9 protein-coding genes are annotated in these 14,503 nt (G+C 78.7%); 4 read left to right on the top strand and 5 right to left on the bottom strand.

What is annotated here, in order from left to right; translation table 11 throughout:
- Window positions 1-1,531: DEAD/DEAH box helicase (locus tag AAHH18_RS17425; protein WP_459349168.1), on the bottom strand; the 1,531-nt coding region annotated here is incomplete at its 3' end.
- A gap of 289 nt (window positions 1,532-1,820) precedes the next feature.
- Complete coding sequence (locus tag AAHH18_RS17430; RefSeq protein WP_343302482.1) at window positions 1,821-3,152, bottom strand: MFS transporter; 1,332 nt, start codon at window positions 3,150-3,152, stop codon at window positions 1,821-1,823.
- A gap of 102 nt (window positions 3,153-3,254) precedes the next feature.
- On the opposite strand from AAHH18_RS17430, the gene AAHH18_RS17435 reads away from it, so the two are divergent.
- Window positions 3,255-3,986: a ferritin-like fold-containing protein gene (locus tag AAHH18_RS17435; protein WP_343302483.1), complete on the top strand. Its 732-nt coding sequence runs from the start codon at window positions 3,255-3,257 to the stop codon at window positions 3,984-3,986.
- Window positions 3,987-4,097: 111 nt separating this feature from the next.
- On the opposite strand, the gene AAHH18_RS17440 is transcribed toward AAHH18_RS17435, so the two are convergent.
- Both AAHH18_RS17440 and AAHH18_RS17445 read right to left on the bottom strand, forming a co-directional pair.
- Entirely contained in the window at window positions 4,098-4,322 is a 225-nt protein-coding gene (locus AAHH18_RS17440) for a DUF3107 domain-containing protein (RefSeq protein WP_222170135.1), read from the bottom strand.
- Between the two features lie 43 nt (window positions 4,323-4,365).
- Window positions 4,366-5,061 (bottom strand): TetR/AcrR family transcriptional regulator, encoded by a 696-nt coding sequence (locus tag AAHH18_RS17445; RefSeq protein WP_283319611.1) that lies wholly within the window; start codon window positions 5,059-5,061, stop codon window positions 4,366-4,368.
- A gap of 143 nt (window positions 5,062-5,204) precedes the next feature.
- Between AAHH18_RS17445 and AAHH18_RS17450 the strand changes: the two genes are divergently transcribed.
- Window positions 5,205-8,621, top strand: coding sequence for an ATP-dependent helicase (locus AAHH18_RS17450; RefSeq protein WP_343302484.1), 3,417 nt, complete (start codon window positions 5,205-5,207; stop codon window positions 8,619-8,621).
- Complete coding sequence (locus tag AAHH18_RS17455; RefSeq protein WP_343302485.1) at window positions 8,618-12,199, top strand: ATP-dependent DNA helicase; 3,582 nt, start codon at window positions 8,618-8,620, stop codon at window positions 12,197-12,199. Before AAHH18_RS17450 ends, AAHH18_RS17455 begins: the two co-directional genes overlap by 4 nt.
- A 67-nt stretch (window positions 12,200-12,266) precedes the next feature.
- On the opposite strand, the gene AAHH18_RS17460 is transcribed toward AAHH18_RS17455, so the two are convergent.
- Window positions 12,267-13,202: a phosphotransferase gene (locus tag AAHH18_RS17460; RefSeq protein ID WP_343302486.1), complete on the bottom strand. Its 936-nt coding sequence runs from the start codon at window positions 13,200-13,202 to the stop codon at window positions 12,267-12,269.
- A 195-nt stretch (window positions 13,203-13,397) separates the two neighbouring features.
- On the opposite strand from AAHH18_RS17460, the gene nudC reads away from it, so the two are divergent.
- The coding region (gene nudC, locus AAHH18_RS17465) for an NAD(+) diphosphatase (protein WP_343302487.1) at window positions 13,398-14,503 on the top strand (1,106 nt) is incomplete at its 3' end.

Consider the following 14,503-nt stretch of genomic DNA (forward strand, 5'->3'; position numbering starts at 1 on the left):
CGGCGGCGCCCTCCGGGGCCCGCTCGTCCGAGCCGTGCCGGCGGGTGCGCTGCCGCCCGCCGTCCCGGCCGCTCTCGCGCCGGCCGTCGCGGGCGCCGTCACGGCCGCCGTCGCGACCCCGGCCGCCGGCGTCGCCGCGGCCGGAGGTGTGGCGCTTGCCGGTCTCGCCCAGGTCCTCGAGCACCTCGGCGTCGAGGCCCTCGCGGGTCCGCTTCGAGCGCGGCAGGCGACCGGTCGTGCCCTCGGGGATGCCGAGGTCGGTGTACAGGTGCGGCGAGCTGGAGTACGTCTCCTGCGGCTCCGGGAAGCCGAGCTCCAGCGCCTTGTCGATGAGCGACCAGCGCGGCAGGTCGTCCCAGTCGACGAACGTCACCGCGGTGCCCTTGTGCCCGGCGCGGCCGGTGCGGCCGGTGCGGTGCAGGTAGGTCTTCTCGTCCTCGGGGCACTGGTAGTTCACGACGTGCGTCACGTCGTCCACGTCGATGCCGCGCGCCGCGACGTCCGTGGCGACCAGCACGTCGACCTTGCCGTTGCGGAACGCCCGCAGCGCCTGCTCGCGGGCGCCCTGCCCGAGGTCGCCGTGCAGCGCCCCGGCGGCGAACCCGCGCTCGATCAGCTCGTCGGCGACCTTCGCGGCCGTGCGCTTGGTGCGCGCGAACACGATGGTCAGCCCGCGGCCCTCGGCCTGGAGCAGCCGGGCCAGCACCTCGACCTTGTCGAGCGCGTGCGCGCGGTAGACGACCTGCTTGATGTTCTTGACGGTCTTGCCGACGTCGTCGGGCTCGCTCGCCCGGATGTGCGTCGGCTGCGTCATGTAGCGACGGGCCATCGCGACGACGGCGCCGGGCATGGTCGCCGAGAACAGCATCGTGTGCCGCGAGGCGGGCGTGCGGGCCAGCAGCTTCTCGACGTCGGGCAGGAACCCGAGGTCCAGCATCTCGTCGGCCTCGTCCAGCACGACGCAGCGCACGCGCGTCAGGTCCAGGTGGCCCTGGTTCATCAGGTCGATCATGCGGCCCGGCGTCCCGACGACGACCTCGACGCCGCGCTGCAGCATCTCGATCTGCGGCTCGTACGCGCGGCCGCCGTACAGCAGCGCGATGCGCACGGAGCGGCGCTTCGACGCCGTCTCCAGGTCGCCCGCGACCTGCACGGCGAGCTCGCGTGTCGGCACCACGACGAGCGCCTGCGGCTTGCCGGGCGCGGGCAGGGTGTCGAAGCCCTCCTCGCCGGGGGCGACGACGCGGTGCAGCAGCGGGACGCCGAAGCCCAGCGTCTTGCCGGTGCCGGTCTTGGCCTGGCCGATGATGTCGTGGCCGGACAGCGCGACCGGCAGGGTCATCGCCTGGATCGGGAACGGCGCGGTGATGCCGGCGTCCGCCAGGGCCGCCACGATCTCGGGGCGGACGTCGAAGTCGGCGAACGTCACGTCCTGGGCCTGGACGGACGCGGCGGTGCGGGTGTCGATGGTCTCCACCGCGACGTCCTCGGGCGCGAGGCCGGCGTCGGTGGTGGGTTCGGTCGAGGTCACGGACTGCTCTTCACTCGTGAAGGTGGCGTGCCGCGCGCCGCACCCGGGACCGGGCAGCGGCGGGCATCGCCACGGATGGTCCGGCAGCCGATCGTGCAGGTCAGTCGAGGGCGGTCCGGACGCCCTGGGGGCGTCGCGACGCGCTCGGAGCACCGAGGTCGAGACGACCGGGCAACCGATGTACACCCCGATGATACGCACCCGCCCCGGCGGCGTGCCGGAGCGGGGCGGGTCGCGGCGCGTCCGGGTCGCGCGCGGACGCGCCGTCAGGGGTCGAGCGGACGCGCCGTCAGCGGGCCGCGGGTGCGGCCGCCGCGGCGGGTGCCGTGGTGCCGTCCGCCGCGCCGCCGGGCCGCGAGGCCGCCGCACCGCCGGCCGGCACCCCCGCCGGGCCGGTGGCGTCGGTCTCCTCCGCCGCCGCGTCGAGCGCCGCGGTGAGCCGGCGCTGCTGCGTCGCGGCCAGCACCAGCGCCAGGGCGGTCGCGGTCACCGTCACGGCGAACGCCGCCCGGTGCCCGTGCACGTCGGCGAGTCGGCCCGCGACCGTCGAGCCCAGGGCGTACCCGATGCCGGTGGCCGACGCGAGCGCCGTCATCGCCGCCCCCGTCCGCCCGGGCGGGACGACGCGCTCACCCAGGGAGAACACCGCGATCATGTACGGCGCGATGGCGCAGCCGAGCACGGCCACCGCAGCGGTCAGCGCCGGCAGCGTGCCCACGAGCAGCAGCGGCCAGGACAGCAGGACCATCGCGGCGGCCGCGGCGAGCACCCGCCGCTGCTGGCCCACGCGGGCCGGGATGAACGCGGTGCCGATGCCCGCGAGCGCGCTGCCGATGCCGAGCACCGCGTGCACCAGCCCCGCGAGCCCGGGCTGCCCGGCCTGCGTCGCGAGCACCGTCGTGCCGGTCTGCGTGGCGCCGAACAGGACCCCGACCGCGGACTGCGCCACCACGAGGACGGCGAACGCCCCGGTGAGCAGGCGGCCGGACGGCCGCGCGTGCGGTCCGGAGACCGTGCGGCGCGCGGTCGGGTGGAGGGCGAACGCCGTCCCGAACACCGCGAGCAGAGCCGCGGCGGTCAGCAGGGCGCCCGCCGGGGACAGCGCGACGGCCACCAGGCCGACCAGGGCCGGCCCGATCGCGAAGGAGGCCTCGTCGGCCGCGCCCTCGTAGGAGAACGCGGCGTCGACCAGCCGGCGCCGCTCCGGGCCCGCGTCCGCCGTGATGGGCCGCCACCGCACGCGCGCCAGGGGCCCGACCTGGGGCAGGGCGAGCCCGGTGACGGCGGCCACGGCGGCCAGCACGGGACCGCTCGCGCCGCCGTCGGCGAGCAGCGTCAGCCCCGTGAGCGCGGCGGCCCCCGCGAGCGACTGCACGAGCACGACCGGTCGCTGGCCGTAGCGGTCGGCGAGGCCGCCGGCCACGGGCGCGCCCGCGGCGTTGGCGACGGCGAGGCACCCGGCGGCGAGACCACCGAGGCCGTACCGGCCGGTGGTGGTCGAGACGAGCAGGAGGGTGCCCAGCTGGGCCATCGCCATCGGCAGGCGGCCCAGGAAGGCGACGGCCACGTAGGCGGGCCCGGCGAGCCGGAGCAGGCGGGCGTAGGAGGACAGTGCGGTCACGAGGGCCTCTCGGGGTACGTCGGTCCGACGCGCCTCCCCGCCACCAGGTCGCGTCACAGCCCTCAACTGCGCCCAGTCTAGCCGCGGCGCTACGATGCGCGGATGACCGAGGCCGTTCACGACGCCCACCCGATCGCCGACGCTTCCGACACCGTCGAGCTGCTCGGCCTGGTCGCGCACCTGCAGCACGTGGCCTTCGGCCGGCTCGCGGAGGACGCCCGCGTGGCGCCCTCGACCGCGCAGCAGCTCGAGCTCAGCCGCCTCGCGGCGGCCGCCGTCACCCGCCGGGACGCGGTCCTGGAGCGGGTGGTCGAGCTGGGCGGCGACCCCGAGCGGTGCCTGGGGGCGTACGCCCGGCTCATGGAGGACTTCGACTCGCGCACGCAGCCGAGCACCTGGTGGGAGCGGCTGCTGCGGTCCTACGTCGCCGACGGGGTGTCGGACGACTTCTGCCGGATCGCGGCCGCCGCCGTCGACCCGCGGTCCCGCGCCCTGCTGCTCGAGGTGCTCGACGACGCGGCCCACGAGGACCTCGCGGTCGGTGAGCTCGAGGCCGCGGGCGCCCAGGACGAGGTGCTCGTGTCCCGGCTCGCGCTGTGGGGCCGGCGGCTCGTCGGCGAGGCGCTGGGCGTCGTGCAGCAGGCGATGGCCGCGCACCCGGGCCTCGGGCGCCTCGTGACCCGGCGTGCACCGGGCGAGACGACCGCCGGGGCGCCGGCGGACGAGGCCGCGCCCGCGGCACCCGAGGAGGACGCCGCCGCACCCGCCCGACTGTTCGGCGAGCTGACCGCGGAGCACACCCGCCGGATGTCGCGCCTGGGCCTGACGGCCTGACCGGGCGGACGGGCGCCGCGCTCCCGTCCGCCCCCGCCGACGACGACGCCCCCGGCACCTCGCGCGAGGTGCCGGGGGCGTCGTGCTGCGGGGCCGGTCCGGCCCGCCGGGTCAGAGGGCGCCGAAGCCGACGCGGCCCTTCGACTCCGTGCCGATCTCGACGTAGCCGATCGACGCCGACGGCACGACGACGCGCCGCCCGCGGGTGTCGACGAGCTCCAGGACGGGCTTGCCGGTGAGGGCCTCGGTGACGGCGGCGGTCACCTCGTCGGCGGTCTGGTCCGACTCGATCACCAGCTCGCGCGGCAGGTTCTGCACCCCGATCGTGATGTCCACGCTGGTCGTCTCCTCGCTCGTCCGGATGTGCTGCCTCGTCATCCTAGGCCGGGCGGGCGTCGTCGCCGCCCTGCTGCGGCTCCCGTTCGCCCTCGGCCGACAGGCCCGGGACGAACCCGGCCACGCCGCCCCACGCGAGCCGGGCGACGAGCGACGCCGTCTCGCGCGCCGACGGCGGCCCCGGCGTGCGCAGCCGCCGCGTCGCCGCCTCCTGCGCGATCGCCGCGACGCTGGGGGCCAGCAGCGCGGCGGTCGCGTGCGGGACGCCGGCCACGCCGGACAGCACGGCCTCGACGCGGCTCGTGACGACCGCCGTGGCCCGCTCGACGCGCGCCCGGACGCCGTCGTCGTGGCGGACGTCCGACTCGAACAGCAGCGCGGAGGACTCCCCGGCGCGGTCCACGAAGTCGAGGTAGGCCCGGACCACGCCGGTGATCACGGCGCGGGCGTCGTGCGGCCGGACCTCGCCGGCCGGGTGCTCGGCGACCGCGGCGTCGACGGCGGACAGCAGCTCCTCGCCCCGGGCGTCGACGACCGTCAGGTACAGGTCGAGCTTGGAGGGGAAGTGCCGGTAGAGCACGGGCTTGCTGACCTCGGCCCGCTCGGCGATGTCGTCCATCGACACGTGGTGGAAGCCCTCGGACGTGAACAGCTCCTGCGCGATGCGCAGCACCTGCGCGCGACGCAGGGCCCGGGGCATGCGCACCGGTCGGCCGCGGCCGGTCGGGGGCTGGTCCATCGGGCGATGATAGCCAGCGGCCCCCGGCGGGAACCGGCCGTCTCGCGACGGTCGCGGGGACCCCGGGCCGGGGTCCGTCGCGCGCCTGCTGCGGGGGCGCAGCGGTGCCCGCGGGTGTCGGTGGGGTGTGATGGGATCGGGCCGTGACCGTGACACCCGCCGCCCCGCCCGGCCCCGCCGGCCTGCGCCTGGTGCGGCCGGTGCTGGCGGACGTGCCGCCCCCCGTGCGGCTCGGTGCGGACCAGCGTGCGGTGGTGCAGCGGCTGCTCACGGGAGGGGACCGCGCCCTGCTCGTCGTCGGAGCCGCGGGCACGGGCAAGACCCTGCTGGCGGTCGAGGCCGTGGCCGCGGCGCTCGGGGCCGACGACGACGCCCTGCTGCCGTCACCCGGCACCCCGTCGCCGGACGAGGTGCTCGTGCTCGCGGCGGGCCGGCGTGCCGCGGCCGAGCTGCGCGACCGGATCGGTGCGCGCGTCCGCCGCACCACCGGCCAGGCGATGGTGCGCACGGCCGCGTCGGCCGCGTTCGCCGTGCTGCGCTCGCGGGCCGCGCTGCTCGGCGAGCCCGCGCCGACGCTGATCTCCGGGCCGGAGCAGGACCTGGCGCTGGCCGAGCTGCTCGCGGGCCACGCCGCCGGCGAGGGCGTGCCGCTGCGGTGGCCCGCGGGCGTCCCCGAGGACGCGCTGACGCTGCGGGCGTTCCGCGGCGAGCTGCGCGACCTCCTCATGCGGGCGGCCGAGCGGGGTGTCGGACCGGACGGGCTCGCCGCGCTCGGGGAGCGGCACAGGCGCCCCGAGTGGGTGGCCGCGGCCACCCTGTACGCCGAGTACCTGGACGTCACGACGCTGCGCGCGGGCACGCCCGACGCGGGGGCCCGGCACGACCCGGCGACGGTGGTGGAGGAGGCCGCCGAGGCGCTGCGGGCGTGGGACGAGGAGCTGCCGGGCCGGCCGCGGCCGCGCTGGCGCCTCGTGGTCGTGGACGACTACCAGGAGGCGACGGAGGCCACCGCGCGGCTGCTGCGCGTGCTCCAGGACGACGGGGCGAGGCTGCTGCTGCTCGCCGACCCGGACGAGGCGGTGCAGACGTTCCGCGGCGCCACGCCCGCGCTGGTCGGTCGCGCCGACGCCGACGGGGACGGGCCGGGCGAGCTCGGCGCGCACCGCATGGTGCTCGAGTCCGTCCGGCGCCACGGCCCCGCCCTGCGCGAGGTCGCCGGACGGGTGTCGCAGCGCGTGGCCGTCGTCGGCGGGGCGGCGCACCGCCGGGCGGTCCCGGTCGCGCCCCTGGACGGGAGCGGTCCGGGCGGAGGGGGCGCCGCCGCGGCGGACGACGGCGGGCCGCGGGCCTGCGGCAGCGGGCCGGGCGCGCCTCGCGACCTGGTGCGCACCGCGGTGCTCCCCGGCCCCGCGCAGGAGGCCGCCTGGATCGCCCACGCCCTGCGCCGGGCGCACCTCGAGGACGGCACGCCCTGGGCCGAGATGGCCGTGGTCGCCCGGTCGGGTGCGCAGGTGACCGCGCTGCGCCGGGCGCTCGGGTCCGCGTCCGTGCCGGTCGCCGTGGTGGGCAGCGACGTGCCGCTGCGCGACGAGCCCGCGGTGCGGCCGCTGCTCGACGCGCTGCGCTGCGTCCTCGGCGCCGACCGCTCGGACCGGGCGGACCTGGCGGACCGTGCGGACGGGACGGGTGACGGCCTCGCGCTCGACGCCGGGCTCGCGGCGCGCCTGTGCTGCTCGCCGCTGGGCGGCATGGACGCCGTGGGCCTGCGGCGGCTGCGGCGCGCGCTGCGCCAGGAGGAGGTCGGCGCGGGCGGCGGCAGGCCGAGCGACGAGCTGCTGGTCGAGGCCCTCGCGTCCCCCGGGCGGGCGGCGACGCTGCCGCCGGCCGTGCGCCGCCCGGTGGTCCGGCTCGCCGGCGTGCTCGCGGCCGGGCGCGCGGCCGCCGCCGACCCGGGCGCCGACGCGCAGACCGTCCTGTGGGCGCTGTGGGAGGCGTCCGGGCTCGCGGACCCGTGGCGCCGGGCGGCGCTGGCCGGCGGGCCGGGCGGCGCGCGGGCGGACCGGGACCTGGACGCGGTCCTCGCGCTGTTCCGGGCCGCCGAGACGTTCGTGGACCGGATGCCGCAGGCCCGGGCCGCGGCGTTCCTGGAGTGGGTGGAGGCGCAGGAGCTGCCGTCCGACACCATCGCGGCGCGGGCCCGCCGGGACGCCGTCGCCGTGCTGACCCCGGCGGGTGCCGCGGGCCGCGAGTGGGACGTCGTCGCCGTCGCCGGCGTCCAGGAGGGCGTGTGGCCGGACCTGCGGCTGCGCGACTCGCTGCTCGGGTCGCAGGCCCTCGTCGACGTGCTGGCGGGCCGTGCCGCCCCCGGGTCCGGCACCGGGGGACCCGACGTGGGGGCGGCGCGCGCCGCCGTGCTCGCCGACGAGCTGCGCTCCTTCCACGTCGCGGTCACCCGGGCGCGCCGGGTGCTGCTCGTCACGGCCGTGTCCGACGAGGACGACCAGCCGTCGCCGTTCCTCGACCTCGTCGAGCCGTGCGACGAGGACGACGACCCGCGCCGGACGTCCGCGCCCGCCCCGCTCGACCTGCGCGGGCTCGTGGCGGGCCTGCGGGCGCGGCTGGAGGACGCGGTCCGGCGGGGCGAGCCGGACGAGGGGGCCGCGGTCGTGCTCGCGCGGCTCGCCGACGCCGGGGTGCCCGGGGCCGACCCGGACCAGTGGCACGGGCTCGCCGAGCCGTCGAGCGACGCCCCGCTGTGGCCGGAGGGGCAGCGGGTCCCCGTCTCCCCGTCGCGCGTCGAGACGGCGGGCACCTGCACGCTGCGCTGGGCGCTCGAGGCCGCCGGGGGCACCGCGCCGAGCAGCACCCGGCAGTCGCTGGGGACGCTCGTGCACGCCCTCGCGCAGACGTTCCCGCGCGGCGGCCGGGAGGAGATGCTCGCGGAGCTCGACCGCCGGTGGCCGGAGCTCGGGCTCGGCTCGGGGTGGCCCGCGACGCTCGAGAGGCGACGGGCGGAGGCGATGGTGGCGCGGCTCGCCGGCTACCTGGCGACCGCGGGTGAGCCGCTGGCCGTCGAGGCGCGGTTCGAGCTGCAGCTGGACCGCGCGGTGGTGCGGGGCACGCTCGACCGCGTGGAGCGGGCCACGGAGGGTCCCGAGGACGCGGGCGGCGCGGGGGGGACGCCGGTCCGGGTCGTCGACCTCAAGACCGGCCGCACGGCACCGTCCGCGCAGGAGGCGACGACCAACCCCCAGCTCGGGGCGTACCAGCTCGCCGTGGACGCCGGCACGGTCGAGGGGCTGCCCCCGGGGTCGCGCAGCGCCGGGGCACAGCTCGTCTACGTGTCGGACGTCAACAAGTCGCAGGCGGCCGTCCGGCAGCAGCCGGCACTCGGGCTGGACACCCCCGCGGAGCCCTCGTGGGCCCGCAGCCACATCGAGGAGGTCGCCGAGCGGATGGCCGCGTCGTCCTTCGCCGCGACGGCGAACGCGCTGTGCGACCGGTGCCCCGTGCGCCGGTCGTGCCCGCTGCGCGACGAGGGCGGGCAGGTGGTGGGATGACGACCACGACGAGCACGACGGGCACGACGGGCACGACGACGGTGCGGCCGGCGCTCTCCGCGCACGACGTCGCCCGGCTCCTGCGGCGCGACCTGCCGACCGACGAGCAGGTCGCCGTCATCGAGTCCCCGCTGCGACCTGCGCTGGTGGTCGCGGGCGCGGGGTCGGGCAAGACGGAGACGATGGCCGCGCGCGTCGTGTGGCTGCTCGCCAACGGGATGGTGGCGCCCGAGGAGGTGCTGGGCCTGACCTTCACCCGCAAGGCGGCCGGCGAGCTCGCGGAGCGCGTCCGCCGGCGCCTGCGCCACCTCGCGCGGGCGGCGGCGGCCGAGGGCGTGCACCTGCCGGGGCTGTCGGTCGCGGAGGACGCGGCCGACGGCGGCGCGGGGCTCCTGACCGTCGCGCGGCCGACCATCTCCACGTACAACGCCTACGCCGCGTCGCTCGTCTCCGACCACGGGCTGCGCCTGGGCGTCGAGCCGGCCGCGCGCCTGCTCGGGGAGGCCGCGCAGTGGCAGCTCGCCAGCGAGGTCGTCGAGTCCTGGACGGCCGACCTGGACTCGGCGGCGGCCGTGTCCACGGTCGTCGAGGCCGTGCTCACCCTGTCCGGGGCGCTCGACGAGCACCTGCTGACCCCCGAGGAGGCGCGCCGGCGGATCGAGGGCATCGTGGACGCCATCGAGTCGACGCCGCCCGGCGTGCCGCCGCGGGCCCCGTACGCGAAGGTCCGCGACCTCGTCGCCTCGCTGCGGGAGCGGCAGCGGATGCTCGACCTCGTCGCGGCGTACCGGGAGCGCAAGCGCGCCGCCGACGCCCTCGACTTCGGCGACCAGGTGGCCGTCGCCGCCCGGCTCGCCCGCGACGTCCCGGAGGTCGCGGCGGGGGAGCGGGCGCGGTTCCGCGTGGTGCTGCTCGACGAGTACCAGGACACCTCGTACGCCCAGCTGGTCCTGCTGTCCGCGCTGTTCGGTGACGGCCACCCGGTCACCGCCGTCGGCGACCCGCACCAGTCGATCTACGGCTGGCGCGGCGCGAGCGCCGGCGGGCTCGAGCGGTTCCCCACGGACTTCCCGGACGTGGCGCCCGACGGCGACCGCCGGCCGTCCGCCGTCTACGCGCTGTCCACCTCCTGGCGCAACGACGTGCGGGTGCTCGACGCGGCCAACCACGTCGCCGGGCCGCTGCGCCGGCCGGACCGCGCCCGCGTCACGCTGCCCACGCTCGCGCCCCGCCCCGGAGCCGGACCCGGCGACGTGGTCGCGCACCTCGCCCCGACCCTGGAGGAGGAGGCCCAGTCCGTCGCGGACTTCGTGGCCGCGCGCTGGCGCCCGGAGCGCGGCCGCGGCGTGCTGCCGGGCGCCGACGGCGCGCCGTCGCCCGACGGCTCGCGGGTCACCGCCGCGGTGCTGTGCCGCAAGCGCGCCCAGTTCCCCGTCCTGCACCGGGCGCTGCGCGCGGCCGGGCTGCCCGTCGAGGTCGTCGGGCTGGGCGGCCTGCTCGCCACCCCGGAGGTCGTGGACGTCGTCGCACTGCTCCAGGCGGCGCACGACCCGTCCCGCGGCGACGCCCTCATGCGCCTGCTCACGGGCGCCCGCACGCGGCTCGGCGTGGCCGACCTGCACGCGCTCGCCGACTGGTCCGCCCACCTCGCGCGCGGACTGGACCGGCGGTCCGTCGCGGCGGGCACCGCCACGGCGGCGGCAGGCGCAGCGGCCAGCGTCGACGCGGGCGGCCTCGCGCGCGAGGACGTGCCGGCGGGCGGGGACTTGACCGCCGCGGGAGTCGCGCCCGCCGCGGGAATCGTGCCCGCCGGCGCCACGACGCCCGCGGGCACGCGCCCCGGCGCCGTCGCCGACCCGCCGGCCCCCGTGGTCGCCGACGTGGTGGACGAGCGCAGCATCGTCGACGCGGTCGACTCCCCACCGCCGCCCGGCTGGACCGGTCCCTCGGGCCGGCGGCTCACCCCCGCCGGCCTGGCCCGCGTCGTCGACCTCGGCGCCGTGCTGCGCGCGGTGCGCCAGCACACCTACCTCTCCCTGCCGGAGCTCGTCGGGCACGCCGAGCGGCTCTGGGGGCTCGACATCGAGGTCGCCGCGCGCCCGGGCCTGAGCCCGGGCCGCGCCCGCGCGCACCTCGACGCGTTCCGCGAGGTGGCCGTGCGGTACTCCGACGCCACGGACGACCCGAGCCTGGGCGGGTTCCTCGCCTGGCTGGAGTCGGCGGACGCCCACGAGCACGGGCTCGACATGCCCGTCGCCGAGCCCGACCCCGACGCGGTGCAGCTCATCACCGTGCACGCGGCGAAGGGCCTGGAGTGGGACGTCGTCGCCGTGGCCGGCCTCGTGGACGGCGGCCTGCCGGCGACGCGCACGCAGGGCAAGGACGGGCCGACCGACTCCGCCTGGCTCACCGGGCTCGGTGAGCTCCCCTACCCCCTGCGCGGCGACCGGGCGGACCTGCCCGACCTCGCCTACGCCGGCGCCGCCGACCCGAAGGACCTGGAGGAGCGGCGCCGGCGGTTCCTGCAGGACGCCGGCGCGCACCAGGTGGCCGAGGAGCGCCGCCTGGCGTACGTGGCCTTCACGCGCGCGCGCTCGGCCCTGCTGCTCACCGGTGCGTGGTGGGGCGACGGCAGCCGCCCGCGCCCGCCGTCGCTGTTCCTCACGGAGGTGGTCGAGGCCGGTCTCGCGCGGGTCGCGGGGTGGGCGACGGCGCCCGACGACGACCACGCGAACCCGCGCACCGAGGAGGCCGCGTCGGCCACGTGGCCCGCGGACCCGTTCTCCGGGCCCGGTGACGGCGCCCCCTCGCGCCGCCCGGCGGTCGAGGCCGCGGCGGCCGCGGTCCGCGCGGCACGGGCCTCCGACCGCCCTGCGGACCCGACCCCCTGGGACCGCACGGTCGAGCTGCTGCTCGCGGAGCAGGAGGCGGAGTCGCGACCCCGGCCCGAGGTGGAGCTCCCCGCGCACCTGTCCGCTTCCGCGGTGGTGCGGCTCGCGGCGGACCGGGCGGAGTTCGCCCGGGCGCTGCGCCGGCCGGTGCCGCAGCGCCCGTCCCCGCAGGCCCGTCGCGGCACGCAGTTCCACGCCTGGGTGGAGGGGTTCTTCGGGGCCCCCGCCCTCGTCGACCTGGACGACCTGCCCGGCGCCGACGACGACTCGGTGGCCGTGGACGCCGACGAGGCGGCACTGCGGGCGGCCTTCCTGTCCACCCCGTGGGCGGCGCTCGAGCCGGTCGCCGTGGAGGTCGACGTGGAGACCACCGTCGCCGGCTACGTGCTGCGCTCGCGGATCGACGCGGTGTTCCCCGACCCGGACCGGCCCGGCGTCCCCGGGGCGGTCGTCGTCGTGGACTGGAAAACCGGAGCGCCGCCGGCCGACCCCGCCGCCACCGCCGTCCGGGAGCTGCAGCTCGCGGTGTACCGGCTCGCGTGGTCCCGCTGGACCGGCACGCCGCTCGACCGGGTGGACGCGGCGTTCTGCTACGTCGGCGCTCGGCGGACCGTCCGCCCGGAGCGGCTGCTCGGGGCCGACGAGATCGAGGGCCTGCTGCTGTCCGCGACGGCCCCGCCAGCCTGAGCGCGCGCCGCCCAGCCCGGGTCGGTCCTGCGGCCGCGACCCGCCCGAGCCGGCGCCGCCCGTGCGCTCAGCTCGAGGCGGTGCCCGGCTCCGCCACGTCGCGGGTCTGCTCGTCGAGCTCGTCGAGCATCTGCACGGCGTCCGCGACCACCTCGTCGTCGCCGGACCGCACGCCGTACAGCAGCCACCGCGCGAGCGCCAGCTCCCCGGCGAGCAGCGCCCGTTCCGCGAGGTGCGGGTCCTTCAGCTCGGTGCGCCGCAGCTGGTAGGCCTCCATGACGGAGTCCACCGCCTCCTGGGGTGCGGCCACGAGCAGCCACGCCAGGTCGTCCGCGGGGTCCGCCACCTTCGCCTCGCCCCACGCGACCACGCCTGTGACGGCACCGTCCGCCACCAGCACGTGGTCGGCCGACAGGTCACCGTGCACGACGGTCGGGATGAACTTCCACAGGGAGACGTCCTCGAGGCGCTCCTCCCACCGGCGCAGCAGGGTCGCGGGCACCCGCCCGGTGCGGGCGGCCTCGTCCACCTCGGCCTGACGGCGCTGGCGGTAGGCGGCCGCGTCGTACACGGGCAGCCCGGCGTCCTCGACGACCGACACCGGGAGCTCGTGGAGCGCGGCGATCGACCGGCCGAGGGACGCGGCGACGCCCGGGCCGGGCTGCAGCCGCTCGAGCGCGATCTCGCGCCCGGGCAGCTCGCGGTGCACGACCACCCGGCCGCCCTCCTCGAGGGGAGCCGCGCCGGCCACGCGCGGTACGTCGAACGGCAGCCGGCCGGCGTCGACCTGCTCGGCGAGCGCGCCCAGCAGCACCAGCTCGGCCTCGAGCGCCGCGCCGGCTGCCGCCGAGCGGGGCGCGCGAACGACCCAGTGCCGCCGCTGGGTGTCGGTCACGAGCGCGACGTCGTCGTCCCCGGCGCCGCCGCCGGGACGCACCTCGCGCGCGTCGAAGCCGGGGACGGCGACGGTCGCGAGGGCGGCGAGGGCGAGGGGTGAACGCACCGTCCCAGGGTAGGACCCGCGCCCGCGCTCGGCCGCCCGCACGGGAACCTGGGCGTGTCCTGCGGCGTCGCCCGGGCACTCCGGGGCGGCCGCGCCGGTGCCGCGGGGGGAGCGGCGCGGGCACGGCGCGGGCACGGCGCGGGCACCGTGCGGGCGCGGTGCGCGGCGTCCGCGCCCGACGCGTACGGTGGCGGCGTGTTCGCCTCCGACCTCCCCCTGTCCCGCACGGTCACGGACCGTGCGGCCGACCTCCGCGGCGACGAGGACCTGCTGGGCCGCCTGCTCGACGACCCGTCGACCCGGGTGCTGCTCGTCTCCGGAGGCCGCGTCGTGACGCGCTCGCGGCCCGGGCGCCGCCGCGCGCTCGCCCTGTACCCGCCGCAGGAGGCGGCCCTGCGCGCGCCGAGCGGGTCGCTCGCGGAGCGCTGGGCGTTCCTCGGGTACGACGACGCGGACCAGGTGCCCGGCGTGGCTCCCGGCGAGCGCCGGCCCGCCGGACCGGCGTACCTCGCGCACCACGTCCCCGAGGAGGCCGCGGCGGCGCTGCCCGCCGGCGACGGGTGGGCCGCCCTGCGCGAGGTCGGCGCCGAGCTGTCGGCGCGGGACGCGGGCCTCGCCACCGCGGCCGTCGCGCTGTACGAGTGGCACGTGCGCCACCCGCGCTGCCCCCGGTGCGGCGCGGTGACGTACACGGTGCAGAGCGGGTGGGTCCGGCGCTGCGTCGCGGACGGCTCCGACCACTACCCGCGGACGGACCCCGCCGTGATCATGGCGGTGGTCGACGACGACGACCGCCTGCTGCTCGCGAACTCGGCGGCGTGGCCCACGCACCGGTTCTCGACGCTGGCGGGGTTCGTGGAACCGGGCGAGTCCGTCGAGCACGCGATCCGGCGCGAGGTGCGCGAGGAGTCGGCGGTGGTGGTCGGGGAGGTCGAGTACCGGGGCAGCCAGCCGTGGCCGTTCCCCGCCTCGCTGATGCTCGGGTTCCGGGCGCGCGCGCTGACCACGGAGATCACGGTGGACGGCGACGAGCTGCGGGCCGCCCGCTGGTTCGACCGGGACCTGCTGCGCGCGGAGGTCGGGCGCGGCGCGGTGGTGCTGCCGCCGGGGACGTCGATCGCGCGGGCGCTCATCGAGGACTGGTTCGGCGGCCCGCTCCCGGGCGACCCGCTGCGGGACGGGTGGAACCGCGGTGCGGTGCCGCCCGAGGGCTCGGGCGCGGCGGCGGGCCGTCCGCCCGCGACCGCCGGGGACGCCGCGAGCCCCGGGAGCGCGGCGCCCCGCGAGCCGGCCCCGCCGGC

It is taken from the genome of Cellulomonas olei (genome assembly GCF_039548315.1).
In the GTDB taxonomy this organism is placed as follows: domain Bacteria; phylum Actinomycetota; class Actinomycetes; order Actinomycetales; family Cellulomonadaceae; genus Cellulomonas.

Bases quoted from the DNA above. Each gene is read 5' to 3' on its own strand.
- AAHH18_RS17435 (WP_343302483.1), top strand. From the start codon at position 3,255: ATGACCGAGGCCGTTCACGACGCCCACCCGATCGCCGACGCTTCCGAC.
- AAHH18_RS17445 (WP_283319611.1), bottom strand. From the start codon at position 5,061: ATGGACCAGCCCCCGACCGGCCGCGGCCGACCGGTGCGCATGCCCCGG.
- AAHH18_RS17455 (WP_343302485.1), top strand. From the start codon at position 8,618: ATGACGACCACGACGAGCACGACGGGCACGACGGGCACGACGACGGTG.